Annotated in this window: 23 protein-coding genes; 15 read left to right on the top strand and 8 right to left on the bottom strand. The window is 57.9% G+C overall.

Annotated elements, in window-relative coordinates; genetic code table 11:
- Positions 1-131: 131 nt before the first annotated feature.
- A complete protein-coding gene (locus C1896_05780) occupies positions 132-578 on the top strand; it encodes a hypothetical protein (protein AZZ44466.1) in 447 nt (148 codons plus the stop codon).
- Positions 579-675: 97 nt separating this feature from the next.
- Here C1896_05780 and C1896_05785 read toward each other — a convergent pair whose 3' ends face one another.
- Positions 676-1,494 (bottom strand): enoyl-CoA hydratase, encoded by an 819-nt coding sequence (locus C1896_05785; protein AZZ47543.1) that lies wholly within the window; start codon positions 1,492-1,494, stop codon positions 676-678.
- Positions 1,495-1,763: 269 nt separating this feature from the next.
- Positions 1,764-3,008: a branched-chain amino acid ABC transporter substrate-binding protein gene (locus C1896_05790; protein ID AZZ44467.1), complete on the bottom strand. Its 1,245-nt coding sequence runs from the start codon at positions 3,006-3,008 to the stop codon at positions 1,764-1,766.
- A 223-nt stretch (positions 3,009-3,231) separates the two neighbouring features.
- Here C1896_05790 and C1896_05795 point away from each other — a divergent pair, with 223 nt between their 5' ends.
- Positions 3,232-3,927, top strand: coding sequence for a uracil-DNA glycosylase (locus C1896_05795; protein ID AZZ44468.1), 696 nt, complete (start codon positions 3,232-3,234; stop codon positions 3,925-3,927).
- Positions 3,928-3,957: 30 nt separating this feature from the next.
- On the opposite strand, the gene C1896_05800 is transcribed toward C1896_05795, so the two are convergent.
- The 3 genes from C1896_05800 to C1896_05810 form a co-directional block, all read right to left on the bottom strand.
- The gene (locus tag C1896_05800; protein ID AZZ44469.1) at positions 3,958-4,476 is read right to left on the bottom strand and encodes a DUF305 domain-containing protein; all 519 of its coding nucleotides are present in this window, start codon (positions 4,474-4,476) and stop codon (positions 3,958-3,960) included.
- Between the two features lie 214 nt (positions 4,477-4,690).
- A complete protein-coding gene (locus C1896_05805) occupies positions 4,691-5,527 on the bottom strand; it encodes a histidine kinase (GenBank protein AZZ44470.1) in 837 nt (278 codons plus the stop codon).
- A gap of 45 nt (positions 5,528-5,572) precedes the next feature.
- Positions 5,573-6,520: a folate-binding protein YgfZ gene (locus C1896_05810; GenBank protein AZZ44471.1), complete on the bottom strand. Its 948-nt coding sequence runs from the start codon at positions 6,518-6,520 to the stop codon at positions 5,573-5,575.
- Positions 6,521-6,673: 153 nt separating this feature from the next.
- Between C1896_05810 and C1896_05815 the strand changes: the two genes are divergently transcribed.
- Together C1896_05815 and C1896_05820 are read left to right on the top strand one after the other, a co-directional pair.
- On the top strand, positions 6,674-6,925 hold the full coding sequence (locus C1896_05815) for a hypothetical protein (protein ID AZZ44472.1): 252 nt from the start codon (positions 6,674-6,676) through the stop codon (positions 6,923-6,925).
- Entirely contained in the window at positions 6,912-7,367 is a 456-nt protein-coding gene (locus C1896_05820) for a hypothetical protein (GenBank protein AZZ44473.1), read from the top strand. The genes C1896_05815 and C1896_05820 overlap by 14 nt, the downstream gene beginning before the upstream one ends.
- Here the strand turns inward: C1896_05820 and C1896_05825 are convergent.
- On the bottom strand, positions 7,336-8,949 hold the full coding sequence (locus C1896_05825) for an L-aspartate oxidase (GenBank protein AZZ44474.1): 1,614 nt from the start codon (positions 8,947-8,949) through the stop codon (positions 7,336-7,338). The two genes, C1896_05820 and C1896_05825, sit on opposite strands and share 32 nt — an antisense overlap.
- A 354-nt stretch (positions 8,950-9,303) precedes the next feature.
- On the opposite strand from C1896_05825, the gene rpoE reads away from it, so the two are divergent.
- The 11 genes from rpoE (at position 9,304) to C1896_05880 (ending at position 18,551) form a co-directional block, all read left to right on the top strand.
- Positions 9,304-9,885, top strand: a complete 582-nt coding sequence (rpoE, locus tag C1896_05830) for an RNA polymerase sigma factor RpoE (protein ID AZZ44475.1) — start codon at positions 9,304-9,306, stop codon at positions 9,883-9,885.
- Between the two features lie 31 nt (positions 9,886-9,916).
- The gene (locus C1896_05835) at positions 9,917-10,516 is read left to right on the top strand and encodes an RNA polymerase subunit sigma (GenBank protein AZZ44476.1); all 600 of its coding nucleotides are present in this window, start codon (positions 9,917-9,919) and stop codon (positions 10,514-10,516) included.
- An 8-nt stretch (positions 10,517-10,524) separates the two neighbouring features.
- A complete protein-coding gene (locus C1896_05840; protein AZZ44477.1) occupies positions 10,525-11,466 on the top strand; it encodes an RNA polymerase subunit sigma in 942 nt (313 codons plus the stop codon).
- Entirely contained in the window at positions 11,463-11,912 is a 450-nt protein-coding gene (locus tag C1896_05845; protein AZZ44478.1) for a transcriptional regulator, read from the top strand. The genes C1896_05840 and C1896_05845 overlap by 4 nt, the downstream gene beginning before the upstream one ends.
- 406 nt (positions 11,913-12,318) lie before the next feature.
- A complete protein-coding gene (locus tag C1896_05850; GenBank protein AZZ44479.1) occupies positions 12,319-14,118 on the top strand; it encodes an elongation factor 4 in 1,800 nt (599 codons plus the stop codon).
- 1 nt (position 14,119) lies between these two features.
- Positions 14,120-14,974, top strand: coding sequence for a signal peptidase I (lepB, locus tag C1896_05855; protein AZZ44480.1), 855 nt, complete (start codon positions 14,120-14,122; stop codon positions 14,972-14,974).
- A gap of 89 nt (positions 14,975-15,063) precedes the next feature.
- Positions 15,064-15,441 (top strand): DUF4845 domain-containing protein, encoded by a 378-nt coding sequence (locus C1896_05860; GenBank protein ID AZZ44481.1) that lies wholly within the window; start codon positions 15,064-15,066, stop codon positions 15,439-15,441.
- Positions 15,438-16,127: a ribonuclease III gene (locus tag C1896_05865; GenBank protein ID AZZ44482.1), complete on the top strand. Its 690-nt coding sequence runs from the start codon at positions 15,438-15,440 to the stop codon at positions 16,125-16,127. The genes C1896_05860 and C1896_05865 overlap by 4 nt, the downstream gene beginning before the upstream one ends.
- The gene (locus tag C1896_05870; GenBank protein ID AZZ44483.1) at positions 16,120-17,031 is read left to right on the top strand and encodes a GTPase Era; all 912 of its coding nucleotides are present in this window, start codon (positions 16,120-16,122) and stop codon (positions 17,029-17,031) included. Before C1896_05865 ends, C1896_05870 begins: the two co-directional genes overlap by 8 nt.
- A gap of 88 nt (positions 17,032-17,119) precedes the next feature.
- Positions 17,120-17,812, top strand: a complete 693-nt coding sequence (locus tag C1896_05875; GenBank protein ID AZZ44484.1) for a DNA repair protein RecO — start codon at positions 17,120-17,122, stop codon at positions 17,810-17,812.
- Positions 17,805-18,551 carry a pyridoxine 5'-phosphate synthase gene (locus C1896_05880; GenBank protein AZZ44485.1) on the top strand — a complete coding sequence of 249 codons (747 nt, stop codon included), beginning with the start codon at positions 17,805-17,807 and terminating at the stop codon, positions 18,549-18,551. Before C1896_05875 ends, C1896_05880 begins: the two co-directional genes overlap by 8 nt.
- 41 nt (positions 18,552-18,592) lie before the next feature.
- On the opposite strand, the gene C1896_05885 is transcribed toward C1896_05880, so the two are convergent.
- Both C1896_05885 and C1896_05890 read right to left on the bottom strand, forming a co-directional pair.
- Complete coding sequence (locus C1896_05885; GenBank protein ID AZZ44486.1) at positions 18,593-18,802, bottom strand: DUF2905 domain-containing protein; 210 nt, start codon at positions 18,800-18,802, stop codon at positions 18,593-18,595.
- Between the two features lie 17 nt (positions 18,803-18,819).
- Positions 18,820-19,719, bottom strand: a complete 900-nt coding sequence (locus tag C1896_05890; protein ID AZZ44487.1) for a LysR family transcriptional regulator — start codon at positions 19,717-19,719, stop codon at positions 18,820-18,822.
- Positions 19,720-19,887: the final 168 nt, after the last annotated feature.

Genomic DNA, 19,887 nt, shown 5'->3' on the forward strand with positions numbered 1-19,887 from the left:
GACTCTGCCCTCGGTTCGGTGACACATATGGAAATGCATCAACCGTCCGTTTGGATGCCAGCCTAACATTTGCTGTGGTCTGATTAATCGAGGCCGCAACTCCCAGGCGGGGCGGCCCATGGAGGTGCTCGATGAAGTTGCGAATAGCGGTTTTGCTGCTGGGGCTCGGTTTCGGCGTCCAAGCATGTGCTGAGTCTCGGGGCGGCGTGTGGGTCTATCAACCTGATGGCGGCAGTTATCGCGTCGAAAGCCGCGCATACCAGTACGACCCGCGCAGTCCATACCCTCAACACCGGCAATATCCCCAGAATCTGCCGCCTCGCTATCAGGGGCAGCTTCCACCGCAGTACTACGATCGACACCGTGGGTCGGATCGGCATCACTGGGACCATGGGCGACGGAGCGAGATTCGCCAGCCGCAGCGGTGGAAAGACGATCGGCGGTCCAGATTCGATAGCCCATCGCGTTGGGAGCGTGATCACTCGAGAAACTTTGGCCGGCCACCGCTAGTCCGCGATGGGCGCGACTACCGGATGCATCAACGGCGCGATTTCGACAGTCGACACTACCGCCGCTAATAAGTACCGCGCCGCTGCACTTGACCGTCACACGCGGCGCTGGTCGATTCTTGCTGGCTAGTCGCCTTCAAGCTGCCTCTGTGCCATAAGGTCGAGGTCAACGGTTTCTCCAGCGAGGATCACGTTTTTCCAGAAAGGCATTGACCCCTTCGAGCGTGTCGTCGGCATCGAACAAATCGACAAAGGCTTCACGTTCTGCGGCTGCGAAGTGTGCTGGGCCGCGACTGTGCATCGAGTCAATCAGCGGTTTAATGGCGCGAACGGCAACCGGGCTCTGACGCGCCACGCGAGAGGCGAGCAGAAGTGCGTGCCCACGCGCCTCTCCGGATTCCACTACCTGCTCTACCAGGCCGATCCGCTGAGCCGTATCCGCCGTAACGCGTTCACCGCAGAGAATTATCCGCTTAGCCCAGCCTTCACCCACTAGCCATGCGAGTGCCTGCGTACCACCCGCGCAGGGCAGCAGGCCAACCGATGCTTCCGGTAGCCCCAGTTGGGCCTGTTGTTCAACGATGCGGATGTCACATGCCAATGCACATTCCAGCCCCCCGCCCAGCGCGAAGCCGTTGATGGCAGCTATGGATACCCCACGAAAGCTCCGAAGGGCCTCGAAGGCTTCGCCGAAACGCTTCGCCATCTCCCGTGCGCGGGTGCGGTCGCCATCGGCAAAGAGCTTGAGGTCGGCGCCAGCGCTGAAGAACTTTTCGCCCTGGCCGGTGATCACCAGTGCATAGACCTCGTCGTCATGGTTCAGATGCTCGACGACTTGTTTGAGGCCGATCAACGACTCACGGTCCCAGGTATTGGCGGGTGGATGGTTGATAGTGATCAGCGCGGTATGCCCGTGCTTTTCCACGGTTAGCTTGTGGGTCAGGTCAAAAAATCCAGACTTGTAGGGTTCGACTGCATTGCTCATGGTGATGATCATCCTCGTCGGTATCGAATGCCTGCGACTCGTCTGCATTTAATGCCTGGGCTGGCATGCACTACAGGCCAAACATCGGCAACAGGGCTCGCCCTTCAGCCAAGTCTAGTTGCAATCGTTTCGATCTGGCGAGGCGTTGGAGCGGCGTGACAGCCACCGGTCTGGGAGGAGGGTGTCGCTGATGCGGCGCAAGGCGAGAGGGGTGCGCGTGACGAGGTCTGGAGCGGCCTGGCTTTCCAGAGCCGCTCCTTTTTGCCTGGTTACTGGAGGGCCAGAGCCTGCCCGCCAGCCCGGCGCTCAGCCTGCCATTCGGCAAGCGACGGGGCAGCCTGCTCCCCGGTGAGGCGGTGAACGATCTCGAAGTAGTCTTGCTTGAAGCGGTCCTTGAGCACCTCTTCGCGAGGCTTTACCTTCACCGCGTATACCGTCTGCACGTTCTGGTGATCGAAGGAGCGCCACTCTTGTTCGCCCTTGAGCAAGCTGTAGCGATGACCCTCGAGCGCAGCGATGATCCGCTCGCTGTCGAGGCTGCGGGCACGCGTCGCCGCGTCGGCCCACTGATACACAATGCTGTAGGCGGAGGCAGCCGAACTCGACGGGTGGGTCTGGTATCGCTCGTCGTAGTTCTGCACAAACTGTTTGCCCGCGACTGAGCCTTCCAGTTCTGGTACGCGCCAAGTCCAGGGTTCCGTACCCAATACGCCACGCATGATGTCAGGACCTGCTGTTTCAACCATGCTTAGCGTCAGGTTAGGGACCGCGACCTGCATTCTCTTGTTCAGGCCGAGCTCGTCGGCGATCCGCATCGCACGGACCAGGTCTTCACCGAACAGCACTAGCATTAAGACTTCGGCGTCGCTATTGGCGACCTGGGTCAGGGCTTCACGATAGTCGGAGAGGCGGGCACCGGGAAACGCCGTCTTGATGCCCGGGTGCTGATTACTGTTCTGGGTGCCTGTGGCCTGGCGTAGCGAGCTTTCGCTGGTGTGGCCCCAGGTGTAATCCGAGGTGATGTAGAAGTAGCGTTTGTTCGGCAGATGCTTGTTCAGGTATTGGCCCAGCACCTGCGCGCTCATCCAGGCGTTGTTGCATTCGCGGAACATGTAGCGGTGGGCGTCTTTGCCTGTTGTGTCGTTTGAATAGGTCAGGGTGCCGAAATAGAGTAAGCCCCTTTCTTTGGCACGCTTGCCTGCGGCGATGGCTACGGCGCTGGACGCGCCACCGAACAGCATGACCGCACCCTCGTCGGCCAGTTTGTCTACGTTCGCGACGGCTTTCTCGGGTCTGGATGCAGAGTTACGGCTGGATAGCTGGAGCGGTCTGCCTAGAACGCCGCCTCTGGCGTTAATTTCATCGACTGCCAGCAACGCCCCACGCATCTGCGATAGTCCTTCTTCTTTATAGCTACCGGTGCGAGGGTAATTGAGGCCGAGGGTGATCGGATCGGCAGCTTCAACTGCCAGACAGAACCCCAGCCCGAGGGCAAGGAGCGTAGTCCGTTTCATGCTGATTCCTTGTTGTATTTTTTATTGGCGAGAGGCTTTTTTACTGCGCGCTGTGGCCCTTCGTCACGCACTCATTGGTCGTATGGGGGCAGTCTTTCGCTTGGCTGTGAGGTAGCCGACATTTTCTGAGAGTTATTGGCGGTAAGGACATGCTCAGACTCGCGCATTGACTCCGCCAGATCCTTTCCCTAGGGTTCGGCGCCTCAGCAGCCAGGGCAACGCCATGAATCAAGATGACCGCGTCAAACTTGAAGACAGCTGGAAAGCAGCGCTGAAGGAAGAATTCGAGCAGCCGTATATGAAACAGCTGGGCGAGTTTCTGCGTCGCGAGAAGGCGGCCGGGAAAGTCATCTATCCGCCGGGGCCTCTGATATTCAACGCCTTGAATTCGACTCCGTTGGAGCAGGTTCGCGTCGTGATTCTCGGGCAGGATCCCTATCACGGGGCCGGTCAGGCGCACGGGCTGTGTTTTTCGGTGCAGCCAGGTGTGGCGCCGCCGCCCTCATTGCAAAACATCTTCAAAGAGCTCAAGCGCGACCTGAATCTGGACGTACCCAGCCACGGCTATCTTCAGTACTGGGCGGATCAAGGCGTTCTGATGCTCAATACTTCTCTGACTGTGGAGCAGGGGATGGCCGGATCGCACGCCAAGATGGGCTGGCAGCGTCTGACTGATCGGATCATCGAGGTGATAAGCGAAAAGCGCTCGGACGTGGTGTTTCTATTGTGGGGTGCCCATGCCCAAAGCAAAGCGAAGCTAATTGATCCGACCCGGCACCTGTTACTGAAGTCCGTTCATCCCTCGCCACTTTCAGCGCACCGGGGATTCATCGGTAACGGTCACTTCAGTCGCACCAATCAATTTCTCAAACAGCGGGGCCTTGAGCCTATCGACTGGAAATTGCCGGAGGTAGTCTGAGCGGCGCCGAAGCGCCGCTGACCGGATCGGTTATTGCTGTTCGCCGTGCTTCGAAGCCAGCTCTTGAGCCTTGTTTAGATGCTGCTCTAGGGTCTTGAGCGTCGACTCAGCGTACTTCTTGAGCTCAGCGTTCTCACCATTTTTGGCGTACTCACGAAATAGCTCGATGGTTTGCTCGTGGGCTACGACCTGATTGTTCGCATAGGCCTCATCAAAATTCTCGCCTTCACGCAGTTCGAGAATCATCGCCTTTGCCTGGTCCATCAGCGTGGCGTCGTCGGACATTTCGAGATCATCATGCTGGCGAGCTAGCTCAGCGAGTTTCTGGTTTGCCTTGGTGTGGTCGTCGATCATTTTCTGGGCAAACGTTTTGATGTCTTGGGACTTGCTTTCGCTCATGGCCAATTTGGCGGCTTCGATTTCGGCGATGCCTTTTGCCGATGCTTCGTCTACGAAATTTTCACCTTCTGCGGCGTGTGCGAAGTTCGCAGCAACACTGAACAGCAATGCTGCGGTCCCGGAAAAGAAAAAGTTGGTCGTGCGGTTCATCTTAAGTCTCCTTCAGCCTGACAAGCTCGTAGCGCCGGGGCATGTGCCCAGGGCACGGGCAAGATGCGGCAAGAACGCCGTCTATTAAGTGACTTGAGGTCGCGGTAGCGGTTCCTCACAGCAGGCGAACGGTAGGCTGGTCGACGGGATTAAGATGGAGGTGACAGCAGAAGTAACGGTATAAGCGGGCGCCGAATGGCACCCGCACGGCTATTTACTGGAGCATGCTCATCGCGGCGTCCATCGCGGCAGAGAGATCTTCGTCTTCCTGTAACAATGTGCTCGGGTCGAGGCCGAGCTGGGCGAATGCGGGGATCTGATTCCAGTCGAGTTGGGTATAGGGGTGCGAGGTGCCGATATAGCTCTGCAATGTCGCCACCTGGACGATATCTACATAGTCCACCTTCACTGAGGCTCGGGAAAACTCCAGGTACTGGCCGGGGACCGTGGCTATTGGATCGGGAAACTCCCAGGCACGAAGGATCTTTTCCCCGATAATCGGATGGATGCGATCAATGACGTGGTTGAGGCTGATCGAATCGCTGAGCAGCGCGCTGTGCTCTTCCGCGTAGGTCAGAATCGGCAGGACTCCGATCTGATGAACCAGGCCCGCGAGCGTCGCTTGGTCGGCCGGCAGGCGGGTGTAGTTGCGGCAAAGCACATGACTGATAGCGGCAATCTCGGTGCTCTTGTTCCAGACCTCACGCATCTTGCGATCCACCACGTCGGTAGTCGCTTGGAACATCTGTTCCATGGCCAGGCCGGTCGCCAGGTTTGACGTATAGTTGATGCCCAGGCGGCTGATCGCCATCTGCAGGTCGTTAATTTCCCTGTTGGTACGCAGCAGCGGGCTGTTTACCACTTTGATGATGCGAGCAGTCAGGGCGGTATCATTGCCGATCACCTTGGCCAGCGTGGGAATACTTACGTCCGGATCCTCTGCGGCTTCTCGCACCCGCAGCGCGACTTCCGGAAGCGTCGGCAGGACCAGTTCGTCATTTTCGATTGCCTGTGTAAGCGCTTGCTGGACCTTGTCGGCAAGAGTGCTCATGTCTGTCCTTACTTATAATTCGGTGTGGAATGTGGCTGGCAACGGTTAGCGCTGGATCTCACGGTCCGCGTCTAGCGTGTAGGGCAACTGCAGCAGGGTCAGCGGGAGGCCGTCAGGGGACCCTAGAAAAAGTCGACCATCAGTCGCCGCATCTTCCTGCAGCACGGCCAACAGTTCTAGCGCGCCCTCGGCGTTTGCTGCTATGACGACTTCGCCAACGCTTGAGCCATGCACTGGGGAGTAGATTTCAAGCCCGGCGGCCGGCACCGGTGCATCAATGTTCTGAACCGCAAGGCGATGCAGGCGGCGCTTCAATTTACCCAGATACTGCATCCGCGCGACAATTTCCTGGCCGGTGTAACAGCCCTTCTTGAAGCTGACGCCGCCCAGCGCCTGCAGGTTGATCATCTGTGGGATAAACAGCTCACGGGTCGCGGCTACCACCTGGCCGATACCGGCGCGAATCTGTGCCAGCAGCCAGCGATCAGTCGACGCCTCGGGTAGCTGGGCCGCCAGCCGAAGCTGGGTGGTCTCGGCGTCCGTTGAACGGGTCCAGAGCTCGGCGCGGCCATCGCTGAGGCGCACGGCGATCAATCCGTGCGCGGCGGCCACGGCGTCGGCCGTCTGGGGAAGATCTAGGCCAAGGCTGACAAGAGCACCGTCACCTTCGCTGAGTCCGAATCGAACCCATTCTGCGCTCTCATCATGCAGTTTGGATTTCGAGAACGCGGCGAACTTGGTCAGCTCGGCGAGTTGTGGCTGGACCAATTCGCGATCCATCGCCAGCAGGTAGCCGTCTCCCTCTGGGAGGATGCGGAAGCTGGACTGCATTCGACCTTTGGGGTTGCAGCGCGCACCGAGACTCGAATGCTGTTCATTGAGGTAATTGAGGTTGCAGGTCAGTTGTCCCTGCAGAAACTTGCTCGCATCCGCGCCGCGTACGGCCAGGACGCCTTCGTGCGACAAAACGCAAAAGAAAGCAGTGTCAGTCATGACGAGTCGCCGTGGAGAAATCCGGACCGGCATCATAGCAGGCCATCGGTGAAATACAGTGTGCGCCAACTGCCACTCCGGGCCCTGTTAATGCGTGTGCCGCCTGAACGCTGCAGTCGGTATAATGCCGCGCTTCAACTCAGGAGCTTTTGCATGGTCGAACAATCCGAACTCAATCGCCTGTTCTGGCAGAGCCGTCGCGGCATGCTCGAGCTGGATGTGCTGCTGGTGCCTTTCGTCAAGGAGGTCTATCCGCAGCTCGACGAAGAGGATCAGCGCCGTTACCGCAAACTGCTGAGCTGTGAGGACCAGGATATGTTTGGCTGGTTCATGGAGCGCGCCGTGCCCGACGACGAAGATCTGCGCTACATGGTTCGAATGATTCTTGACCGTGTCCAGCCATAGTAGCCAGGCATTCGAATGTCGGTGGCATGCATCTGGCGCGCTGTTGGCGCTGTATCTGCTGATAGTGATGCTGGCCGTAATCACACTCTTGTCATTGCCGGTGCCATCCTGGCTGAGTGCGCTCGGGTTGTTGCTGTGCGCGCTGCACGCAGCCTGGGTTATACCGTCGCACGTCTTGCTTTGTCGTGGTTGTTCATGGCTTGGTCTGCGCCATGATCAGCACGGCTGGTCGCTAAGGAGTCGGGAGGGCGGTTGGCAGCCGGTGCAATTGTTACCTGACAGCATTGCGCTTCCGCTGGTTGTGGTGCTGCGATTCAAATTGCCGGGCGATTGGTTCTCTCAAGGGCTCTGCATTCCGCGCGGGGCTATGACGCCCGAGCAGCACCGACGCTTGCGGCTCAGGCTGAAGTTCAGTCGTCGTAGGTGGGCGGCACCAGAATAGTGTCTGTCGCTTCGGGTAGCTGTTCAGGGTAGTCCAGCGTGAAATGCAAGCCTCGACTTTCCTTGCGTTGCATAGCCGACCCGATCATCAACTCGGCAACCGTTGCTAGGTTCCGCAGCTCGATGAGGTCCCGACTGACTTTGTAATTACTGTAGAATTCATCGATTTCCCCAAGCAGCAGGCGAACCCGGTGTTGTGCGCGCATCAGTCGCTTGGTGGTGCGAACGATGCCAACGTAGTCCCACATGAACCGTCGCAGCTCGTCCCAGTTGTGCGCAATGATGACGTCTTCGTCTGAGTCCGTAACCTGAGTTGCATCCCACGTCGGCAGGACGTTGGGCGAGGCGACGCCCGGTAGTTCGCGCAGCATGTCCTGGGCAGCAGAGCGCGCGTAGACGAAACACTCGAGCAGCGAATTGCTGGCCATGCGATTGGCGCCGTGCAGGCCGGTGAAGCTGGTTTCGCCGATTGCATAGAGCCCAGGTATGTCGGTTCTGCCGGCTTGGTCAACCAGCACGCCGCCGCAGGTATAGTGAGCCGCAGGCACTACGGGAATTGGCTCGCAGGTAATGTCGATGCCGAACTCCAGACAACGCTCATATACGGTCGGAAAGTGCGCTTTGATGAATTCCGAAGGCTTGTCGCTGATGTCCAGGAAGACGCAATCGATGCCGAGGCGCTTCATTTCATGATCGATCGCGCGGGCCACGATGTCACGTGGCGCTAATTCCGCGCGTGGATCGAAACGTGGCATGAAGCGTTCGCCGTTGGGCAATTTCAGTACGGCACCCTCGCCGCGTAATGCCTCGGTAATGAGGAAGCTTTTGGCTTTTGGATGGTAAAGGCAAGTCGGATGAAACTGATTGAACTCCAGGTTGCCCACTCTGCATCCTGCGCGCCACGCCATCGCGATGCCGTCGCCGCATGCCCCGTCGGGGTTGCTGGTATATAGATATACCTTCGCGGCGCCACCCGTTGCCAGTACGGTGAACTTCGCGTGGAAGGTATCCACTTCGTCGGTGTTTCGGTTCAGTACGTACGCGCCAAGGCACCGCTTGCCGCTCAATCCCAACTTGCGTTCAGTGATCAGGTCAACGGCGACGCGCTGATGCAGCAGATCAATGTTTTCCCGATCATGAGCGCGGGCAAACAAGGTGTTGAATATCGCTGCGCCGGTCGCATCGGCCGCATGAATGATGCGTCTGTGACTGTGTCCGCCCTCCCGGGTCAGGTGATATTCGAAGCCGTCTTCTTCGCGTTCGGCGTCGTCGCGGGTGAAGGGGACGCCTTGTTCGATCAGCCACTGGATGGCTTCGCGGCTGTGTTCGACGGTAAAGCGTACCGCTTCTTCCTTGCACAGTCCGCCGCCGGCAACGAGGGTGTCGGCGACATGCGATTCGATGGTGTCGGTGTTGTCCAGTACTGCGGCCACACCGCCCTGAGCCCAATACGTCGAGCCGTTTGCCAGCTCGCCCTTACTCAGCACTGCGACCCGAAGCGAGGGTGGAAGGTTGAGCGCCAGGGTCAGACCGGCTGCGCCGCTGCCTATGACAAGAACGTCGTATTGATAATGTCGGCTCATTTCGAATCTCACGTTGAGGCGAGCCCTAGTATATAGGTGCGCCCCCCTGCAAAATAGCGGGCCTTGTTGGACTTGGCAGGATGCTTTGGAACTTTTCTTGCAGGCTTGTCTCTATAGACAGTTGTGGATGCGGACCGGCTGGCCATCGTTCGGTGGGCGGCGGGTTTTTGCTGTGGATACCAGGGTGGCGCCGTCGGAACGGTTCGTTTTGCGGCGTTGCTCGCCAATGCCGTCAGGTGTGTTGCAGGAATGCTTGCTTGGAGGGGGAGAACTTTTGTGTAAAGCCCGGGTCTATTCTGGCAGGTCAGCTCGTAGGCGAGCGCAGCACCCCTTCCGGGTCATGGAGGAGTGTTTATGCTAACCCAGGAGCAGGACCAGCAACTGGTCGAGCGAGTGCAACGAGGAGATAAGCGGGCTTTCGATTTGCTGGTATTGAAATATCAGCACAAGATCCTAGGGTTGATCGTGCGCTTTGTACATGATTCTCACGAAGCTCAGGATGTTGCGCAAGAAGCCTTTATTAAAGCCTATCGTGCGCTTGCGAATTTTCGCGGAGACAGTGCTTTTTATACGTGGCTGTACCGTATTGCCATTAACACGGCAAAGAATCATTTGGTGGCTCGAGGAAGGAGGCCGCCTGACAGCGATGTCAGTTCCGAGGATGCTGAGTTCTATGAGGGAGATCATGCTCTCAAGGACATTGAGTCGCCGGAGCGAGCACTTCTCAGGGATGAAATTGAGGACACAGTTCACAGAACTATCCAGCAACTTCCTGAAGATTTACGCACGGCTCTAACACTGCGTGAATTTGATGGTCTTAGTTATGAAGACATTGCAAATGTTATGCAGTGTCCGGTGGGTACGGTCCGCTCACGGATATTCCGGGCGCGGGAAGCCATCGATAAAGCATTGCAACCCCTGTTGCATGAATCCTGAGACAGCGGCGATAGCCAAGAGAGGAACCGCCATGAGTCGTGAAGCCCTGCATGAATCGCTGTCCGCGGTGATGGATAACGAAGCGGACGATTTGGAATTACGTCGAGTGCTCGCTGCAGAGGGCGACAGTGAAATGCGATCGACTTGGTCGCGTTATCAGATCGCCCGTGCCGCAATGCACAAGGAGCTGATCGAGCCTCGTCTGGATATTGCGTCGGCAGTGTCGGCGGCGTTGGCTGAAGAGCCTGAAATCACTGCGGTTAAGCCACAGCGCTTCGCTTGGCGTAATGTAGGCCGTCTAGCCGTCGCGGCATCGGTTACGGTCGCTGTGTTGGCTGGCGTACGCCTGTACAATCAGAGCGAAGTTGCCGGGCCGCAGATTGCTCAGCAGGCTGCGCAGCCTAGCATCGCAGTGCCGCAAGCTAGCCAGGGGCCAGCCGTGCTGGCAGGCTATAGTGAGGGCGCGGTTGCTCCCGGTGCCCAAGTGACGGGGGCGGAAGGTTCGCCTGAAAGTTGGCATGAAAAGAGGTTGCCGGCTTATGTTCGTCAGCACGCTCAGCAGGCCGCTTTCGGTAGCGGTTCGGAAAGTGCGCTGCCCTACGCTCGCGCAGCCAGCATGGAAGATCGTTAAGGAACAACATGCGTGTGATACCGCTGTTTGTGGTGCTCGGAGGCTGGCTATCGATGCCGGCCTTTGCTGCTGAAGCCGATCTCCTGATGCAGCGACTTGCAGCTGCTGAGAAAAAGCAAAGCTATCAAGGCACTTTCGTCTATGAGCGCAACGGAAGCTTTTCCAGTCATGCTGTCTGGCAGTTGGTAGATGGTCAGCAGTTGCGTGAGCGACTGTTGCAGCTAGATGGTCCGGCTGCAGAGGTTGTGATCGTTAACGGAAAGATCCAGTGTGCTACCGAAGATATGGCGTCCCAAGTGCGGGAAGCCACGCCTTGGCGCCAGCTGGAGCCGGAGGCACTTTCCAAGTGGTACAGCTTTCAGGTGATCGGCGAATCCCGAGTCGCAGGGCGACCCACGGTTGCGCTAGCCGTGCGTCCTAGGGACCAGCACCGCTATGGCTTCGAGCTGCATCTCGATAGAGAAACGTCCCTACCGCTTAAATCATTGTTGCTTGATGAAAGCGGGCAACTGCTTGAGCGCTTTCAGTTCACGCATTTCGCGCCCGGTTCAGCGGAGCCAGCAGATGTGGAAGCGGGGACGGATTGCAAACCGGTCTCGCTTGCTGTCGAGCAAAAAGAAGCTACACCAACGAAATGGCGCTCTGACTGGTTGCCGGATGGTTTTCAGCTGATCGACTCAAATGTGCGTCCGAGTCCCGCCTCAAAAGAGTCGGTCACTTGGTTGTCTTATAGTGATGGTATCGCTCGGGTATCGGTATTTATCGAGCCCCTGGACGGTGCTGTAGTTGAAGACGCGCGCAGCCAAATGGGGCCTACGGTAGCTGTTTCGAAGCGTATTTCTACGGCTGGCGGCGATGTCATGGTTACTGTAATTGGGGAAATCCCTTTAGGCACGGCGGAGCGAATTGCATTGTCCATGCGCGCCGGGGCTGATCAGGCGTCGCAATGATCGAGGAGACAGGTCGCGTAGTTGCATTGGCGCCCGGCGCTGTCTGGGTTGAGACGGAGCGCAGTAGCACCTGTTCAGGTTGTTCCGTGAGGAGTGGCTGTGGGCAGGGCCTGGTTGATCGGCTTGGTATTCGCGAACGCCGTGGTTTGATACTGGCGTTGTGTGATCTTCGGCTTAGCGTAGGGGATACCGTTGTGGTCGGTATCCGTGAAAGCGTGTTGCTACACGGCGCCGTGCTTGTCTATCTTTTTCCGCTGATCATGCTTTTCATCTTTGCGGTCGTCGCTTCCCAGCTTTCGGCTCCCGAGCCGTACGTTATGCTTGCTGGGCTAGGCGGCTTTCTGGTCGCCTGGCTCCTGGTACGCAAGCGCAGCCAGCAGACCTCAATCGATCCGGCGTTGCAGCCGGTCGTGTTGCGTGCGGCTTTGGCTGCTAAGGCTGAGTAGTCGGGCGGTTTATTCCGTCTCGCAAGCGGGCTGTCAGGATAATAGGCTGCACCTCGATGACATCATCATCCACTTGCGCACCGAGTGATCGGTTCTGCCTCAGCCTCAGGTTGGGTCATCCCGCAATTTCAGTAGAACCGTTCAGTTTCACCACGCGTATTGCGCAATGAGCGGGCAAGTCCCGCTGTCTTCAAGCTCGCCGAACAGTATTCTCTAACTTCAGAAAAAGCGCGCTCTTCGGCCGCCTTTCCGCATCGGCCTATCAGCAGTAGTGTTCACGTTGCGGTGGCGGAAGGCTGATCATGCACGTCCTAGGCTCCGGCGTGGCACTGAATAGACCTATCAGGTACACTTTGCGGCTATTTTCGGCGGGCAATCGGCTCGCGACGTATTAGAGTGTTGAGCTGTGAGCGACCTGAGTCATATCCGCAATTTTTCTATCATCGCGCACATCGATCATGGCAAGTCGACCCTGGCTGACCGTTTCATTCAAATGTGTGGCGGTTTGACCGAGCGTGAAATGAACGCCCAGGTGCTGGATTCGATGGACCTCGAGCGTGAACGAGGCATCACCATCAAGGCGCACAGCGTCACGCTTTACTACAAGGCGAAGGACGGCAAGACCTATCAGCTGAATTTCATCGACACCCCAGGCCACGTAGATTTCACCTACGAGGTCAGTCGCTCGCTCGCCGCCTGCGAAGGTGCGTTGCTGGTGGTCGATGCTGGGCAGGGCGTTGAAGCGCAATCGGTAGCCAACTGCTATACAGCCATCGAGCAGGGCTTGGAAGTAATGCCCGTGCTGAACAAGATGGATTTGCCGCAGGCCGACCCCGATAAGGTCAAGGGCGAAATCGAGCATATTATCGGTATCGATGCGACCGATGCTGTGGCGTGTAGCGCCAAGAGCGGCATGGGCGTAGACGATGTGCTTGAGCGTCTGGTGTCTGTCATCCCCGCTCCGACGGGAGAAATTGATGCGCCCCTGCAGGCGCTGATTATCGACTCCTGGTTCGACAACTATCTCGGTGTCGTCTCGCTGGTGCGAGTTCGCCATGGTCGGATCAAAAAGGGCGACAAGGTCCTGGTCAAGTCCACCGGCAAGGTACACCAGGTCGACAGCGTGGGTGTGTTCAACCCGAAACACACGAGCACCGCCGACCTTAAAGCTGGCGAAGTCGGCTTTATTATTGCTGGCATCAAGGATATTCACGGTGCTCCGGTTGGTGACACCCTGACACTCTCGAATACGCCTGACGTTGAAATGCTGCCTGGTTTCAAGCGGGTCAAGCCGCAGGTCTATGCGGGTCTGTTTCCGGTAAGCTCGGACGATTTCGAAGACTTCCGTGAGGCGTTGCAAAAGTTGACGCTCAACGATGCTGCGCTGCAGTACGAGCCGGAAAGCTCGGATGCGCTTGGATTCGGCTTCCGCATCGGCTTTCTCGGCATGCTGCATATGGAGATCATCCAGGAGCGCCTCGAACGCGAGTACGACCTGGATCTGATCACCACGGCGCCGACAGTGGTCTATGAACTATTGTTGAAAAACGGCGAGACTATCTATGTCGATAGTCCTTCCAAACTACCCGATCTTTCCTCGATCGAGGACATGCGTGAGCCCATTGTGCGGGCCAACATTCTCGTACCCCAGGAGCATTTGGGCAGCGTTATTACGCTTTGTGTGGAAAAGCGTGGCGTTCAGCGTGACCTTCAGTTTCTCGGAACGCAGGTCCAGGTGCGCTATGACCTGCCCATGAGCGAAGTGGTGCTCGACTTCTTCGACCGGCTCAAATCGGTCAGCCGGGGCTATGCCTCGCTGGATTACAGCTTCGAGTGCTTCCAGTCCGCCAATCTTACCCGCCTGGATATCCTGATCAACGGCGACAAAGTCGACGCGTTAGCGTTGATCGTGCACCGCGACAATGCGCATTACAAAGGGCGGGTCCTTGTCGAGAAGATGAAGGAGCTAATCCCAAGGCAAATGTTCGACGTCGCCATCCAGGCTGCGCTGGGGGGGCAGGTCGTCGCGCGAAGCACTGTGAAAGCGTTGCGCAAGAACGTTCTGGCGAAGTGCTACGGCGGTGACGTAAGCCGTAAACGCAAACTGCTTGAAAAGCAGAAGGCCGGTAAGAAGCGGATGAAGCAGGTCGGCAACGTTGAGATTCCGCAGGAAGCCTTCCTCGCCGTGCTCAAGGTAGATAGCTGACATGTCGATCAATTTCCCGCTGTTGCTGGTCATCGCCGTTGCGGTATGTGGATTTTTGGCACTACTCGACCTACTGATCTTCGCGCCACGTCGCCGGGCTGCGATAGCCACCTATGAGGGCCAGGCTGGGGAGCTTGATCAATCGACGTTGGACGCGCTGAACAAAGAGCCGGTTCTTATTGAGTACGGCAAGTCTTTTTTCCCGGTTCTTGCGATCGTTCTGGTGCTGCGCTCGTTTCTTATCGAACCATTCCAGATTCCATCCGGTTCGATGATTCCGACGCTCGAGGTCGGCGACTTCATACTGGTAAACAAATTCGCCTATGGTATTCGGCTACCCGTGGTCGATACCAAGATCATTGATGTCAGTGATCCTAAGCGTGGGGATGTGATGGTATTTAGATATCCAAGCGATCCCAACATTAACTACATCAAGCGTGTTATAGGCCTGCCTGGCGATGTAATCCGGTATAGCAGCGACAAGCGTTTGAGCATCAATGGAGAGTTGGTTCCCGAAATACTGATTGGCGAGGAACCAGGCAGCTTGGGCAGCGCGAAGCTGTACCAAGAGAAGCTCGGTGAGGTAGAACACCTCATTCGCAAGGAAATGGCACGCTATCGGATCGAGCCCAACCGCGAGTGGCGCGTTCCGCAAGGCCATTATTTCATGATGGGCGACAACCGCGACAATTCCAACGACAGCCGCTACTGGCACGATGCGGCGATTCCAGCTGAACTGGCCGGCATGGTTCCAGACCGCAATATCGTCGGCAAAGCCTTTGCCGTATGGATGAGCTGGCCTGATCCGAAGTTCAGCAACCTACCGCATTTTTCGCGGGTAGGATTGATTCACTGAGTCTGTGAATCAGGGCCCGGTTCCGGCGAGCCGGCCCGCTATATTTGAACAGCCCCAATCCGCGGGTAACGTACGACATAGAGGTCGACATGAGTTTCGCTCGTTCGCAAAAAGGCCTGTCCATGCTGAGCTGGATCATGGTGCTGGCGTTGGTGGCGTTTTTTGCCAGCACCGCATTCAAGATGTTGCCGCATTATTTCGACTATATGTCCATGGACAAGATCATCTCTGGGGTTGAAAGTGACAAGGCGGCAGACATCCGCACCGTGAGAGATTTTTATAGCCATGTGCGCAAGGGCATGGACGTGAATGGTATTCGCGACCTGAACCTCGAAGAGGCAATGAAGGTCACGATTGAAAATAACGAGTTCAAGGTTCACTTGGACTATGAAAAACGCGAGCCCCTGATCCGCAATCTCGATCTGGTGGCGAACTTCGATAAAGAATATCGCCTAAGGATGCCGTGAGCACTTCGTTAGCCCGTCTCGAGCGTAGGCTCGGATATCAATTCAAAGACCAGGAGCTGATGCTCCTGGCTCTGACGCATCGCAGCTATGCCGGACGCAATAACGAGCGTCTGGAGTTTCTTGGCGATGCCATCCTCAACTTTATCGCCGGCGAGGCGTTGTTCAACCACTTTCCGCAAGCCAAGGAAGGGCAGCTCTCTCGGCTGCGCGCGCGACTGGTTAAAGGCGAAACGCTTGCCGTGCTCGCACGCGGTTTCGAGCTCGGAGAATACCTGCGGCTTGGTTCCGGCGAGTTGAAAAGCGGTGGCTTTCGCCGTGAATCGATCCTTGCTGATACGCTCGAAGCTTTAATTGGCGCCATATACCTTGATGCAGGCATGGAGGCGGCGCGTGACCGCGTGCTGGCTTGGCTTGCCAACGAGCTGGAAGGGCTTACGCTCGTCGATACAAACAAGGATCCAAAGACTCGCCTGCAGGAATTTCTGCAATCGCGGGCATGCGAACTACCGAAATACGAAGTGGTTGCGATTCAGGGCGAACCGCATTGCCGGACGTTCTTCGTCGAGTGCCAGGTATCGTTGCTCAATGAGAAGACTCAAGGGCAGGGTGCTAGCAGGCGTATTGCCGAACAGGTTGCCGCTGCCTCGGCATTGATAGCACTCGGCGTGGAGAACGGTAATGACTGATGAACGAGTTGAAGGCGAAGACGTAAGCCGCTGCGGCTATGTAGCCATAGTGGGAAGGCCCAATGTGGGTAAGTCAACGCTCCTCAATCACGTCTTGGGGCAGAAGCTCGCGATCACTTCGCGCAAGCCGCAGACGACACGACACAATATGCTCGGGATCAAGACCGAGGGCACCGTTCAGGCGGTCTATGTCGACACCCCTGGCCTGCACAAGAATGGCGAGACGGCACTCAACCGTTATATGAACCGCACCGCCTCTTCAGCCTTGAAGGACGTCGACGTCGTCGTCTTTGTTGTTGATCGTACGCGCTGGACCGATGAGGATCAGCTGGTGCTCGAGCGTGTTCAGTATGTTGAAGGTCCAGTCATCGTGGCGGTCAACAAGACTGATCGCGTCGAAGACAAAGGTGAATTGCTGCCACATTTCGAATGGTTGGCTCAGCAGCTTCCTAACGCTGAAATCGTACCGATCTCCGCCCAGCACGGGCAGAATCTCGATGTGTTCGAGAAGCTAGTTGCCTCGCACCTGCCTGAGGGCGAGCATTTCTTTCCCGAGGACCAGATCACCGACCGCAGCAGCCGTTTCCTAGCGGCGGAGCTGGTGCGCGAGAAGATCATGCGCCAGCTCGGTGCTGAGGTGCCGTATCAGATCACTGTCGAAATTGAAGACTTCAAGCAGCAGGGGCATGTGCTGCATATCCATGCGCTGATCCTGGTCGAGCGCGATGGACAGAAGAAGATCATCATTGGCGACAAGGGCGAGCGCATCAAGCGCATCGGTCAGGAGGCGCGCAAGGACATGGAAGTCCTGTTTGACTCCAAGGTCATGCTTAACCTCTGGGTGAAGGTAAAGAGCGGTTGGTCCGACGACGAGCGCGCACTGCACTCGCTCGGCTACAGCTGACGCTAAGCCCGCGACATCGGCCCGACTGCCGCAACCTTGGCAGTCGGACAAAGGCATTCGCTCCGTTTCTGCCTACGACCTAGATCCCATGACCGCTCAAACCGCCTTTGTGCTGCACAGCCGGCCCTATCGTGAAAGTAGCGCGCTTGTGGATTTCTTCACCCCCGAGGGGCGGCTGCGGGCAGTGCTGCGTGGTGCGCGCGGCAAGGCGGGCACTTTGGCCCGGCCATTCGTACCGCTGGAGGTCGAGTTTCGCGGGCGCGGTGATCTGAAGAGCGTCGGGCGACTGGAGAGCGCGGGTTTGGCTTTCTGGCTCGACGGCAATGCGCTCTTCAGTGGCCTGTACCTGAACGAGTTGCTGATCCGGCTGCTACCGGCTGAGGATGCCCATCCCGCCATGTTCGACCATTACGCCGCGACATTACCCGCCCTGGCAGACAAGCGACCGCTGGAGCCGATCCTGCGTTCTTTCGAATGGCGATTGCTGACCGAACTTGGCTACGGCTTTGCGCTGGACCGGGATATCGCTGACCAGCCTATCCATGGCGACGGGCTTTATCGCTTGTTGCCCGAGACCGGGCTGGAGCCGGTCGGTCAGTTTCAGCCCGGGCTGTTCAATGGTTCGGAACTCCTGGCAATGGCTGAGGCCGATTGGAATGTGCCAGGGGCTTTGGCGGCCGCAAAAAGACTTATGCGTCAGGCGCTGGCGCCGCATCTGGGCGGCCGGCCACTGGTTAGCCGCGAGCTGTTCATGAACATCAAGGAGGTCCCGCGTGACTGAAGCCAATCGAATCCTGCTCGGCGTCAATGTCGATCATGTCGCCACTCTGCGCCAGGCGCGTGGCACCCGTTACCCTGACCCGGTCAAGGCCGCGTTGGATGCGGAGGAGGCGGGGGCCGACGGCATCACGGTGCACCTGCGTGAAGATCGTCGGCACATTCAGGAGCGTGACGTGCTGATGATGAAAGACGCGCTGCAGACTCGAATGAATTTCGAAATGGGCCTGACCGACGCAATGCTGGCCTTTGCCGAACAACTGCGCCCGGAACACGTTTGTCTGGTGCCGGAGACGCGCCAGGAGCTAACCACTGAAGGCGGTCTGGATGTGGCCGGCCAAGAGTCTCGCATCCGCGATGCGGTTATGCGCCTGGCCGCCTGCGGCGCTGAGGTGTCGTTGTTCATTGATGCTGACCCGCGGCAGATCGAAGCCGCGGCGCGGGTTGGTGCGCCGGCCATCGAGTTGCACACCGGGCGCTACGCCGATGCGCACGGGGTGGCCGAGCGGGCCTGCGAGCTGGCGCGGATTCGTGATGGCGTCGAGTCAGGTCTGAGCCATGGATTGATCGTCAACGCTGGCCATGGCCTCCATTACCATAATGCCGAGGCGATCGCGGCGATCCGCGGGGTCAATGAGCTGAACATTGGCCACGCGATTGTTGCTCACGCGCTGTTTGTTGGCTTCAAACAGGCCGTCAAGGAAATGAAGCATCTCATTCTCACCGCAGCGGCGCGCGGCTGACGCGCTGGGCGGTTGCGCTTGTTACAGACCGCTTTCGCTGGTTAGCGTCGGAAGAAGATATTCAGCAGAACCGTCAGCACCACGCTCAGGATGATCATTGAGGTGATGGGGATGAAGGTTCTGCTGCGCTCCGACTCGATACGAATATCGCCGGGCAATTTCCCGAACCAGCTCAACAGTCCCGGCGCGTAGTGAAACACTACGCCGAGCAGAAGCAGGAGCAACCCTGCGACGATCAACCACTTCGCCATATTGCCTCCTGTTCTGGTCAGTGATAAGCGGCAAAAGCTGCCACGACGTGCCGTGCCAGGACCTGTACGGGCTCACTGCAGCCGGGGGCGCACAAGAGCTTGATCCGGTACACACCCAACGACGGTAGATTTTCACCTTCGTCCATGCGTTTGAGCGGTGGCTTGACCAGGCTCAAGGGATAGGGCGCTACCGCTAGATCGGCGATCATCGCGGCTTCCTGACCCGCGCACTGCTCGCTGGAGTAAGCAACCCGATACGACCGTCCCGCTCTGTCGAGCGCATCTAGCGCTTGGCGGCGCCACGCGCATTCTGGAGTAGACAACGCCAAGGGCAACGGATCGCGCTCGACCGCGACGCCCCCGGCGCGTCCGGCCCAGACCAGTTGCTCGCTATGGATGACCTCGCCGCGAGAATCATCCTGACCAAGGTTGCCGACGCTGATGAGCGCTACGTCCAGCTCACCGGCGTCGATGCGTTGGATTATGTCGACGCTCCGCCCAACCGATACGTTCACTTCGATTCCCGGATGAGTCCGTGCAAACAGAGACAGCAGGCCCGGCAAGATGTGAGTGCCGATATCGGCGGGCGTACCGAAACGTACCTGGCCGTTTAGCTGCGGTGTTACAAACGCGCTCACTGCTTCTTCGTTGAGTTTCAGCAGCCGGCGGGCATAGCCCAGCAGCCGCTCACCCTCAGTGGTCAGGGTGATGCGCCGAGCCTCTCTGACAAAGAGAGCACAGCCGAGCATGGTTTCGAGGCGCTTGATCTGCATGCTGACGGCCGACGTGGTCCGGAAGATCTGGCCTGCCGCACGCGTGAAACTGCCGCTTTCGGCGATCGAGACAAAGGTGCGGAGCACATCGATTTCCAATAGCGGCATCGCAGATTGGGGAAGCTGTTCGGGGATTCCGGGCATTGGCTAGCCTTCAATTTCGTTTAACTGGTCGTTCTATTCTAGTCGTTTGTTTGAATCGTCAAGCGCGCTCAGTCTTACTTCACCGGCCATATCGGTCGGCAGGCACTGGGTGCGCCGACGCACCTTGCACGTTAGGGGGCGCGATGAAGTGTTCAGAGAAACGACTGA

The organism is Pseudomonadaceae bacterium SI-3 (assembly GCA_004010935.1).
In the GTDB taxonomy this organism is placed as follows: domain Bacteria; phylum Pseudomonadota; class Gammaproteobacteria; order Pseudomonadales; family Pseudomonadaceae; genus Stutzerimonas.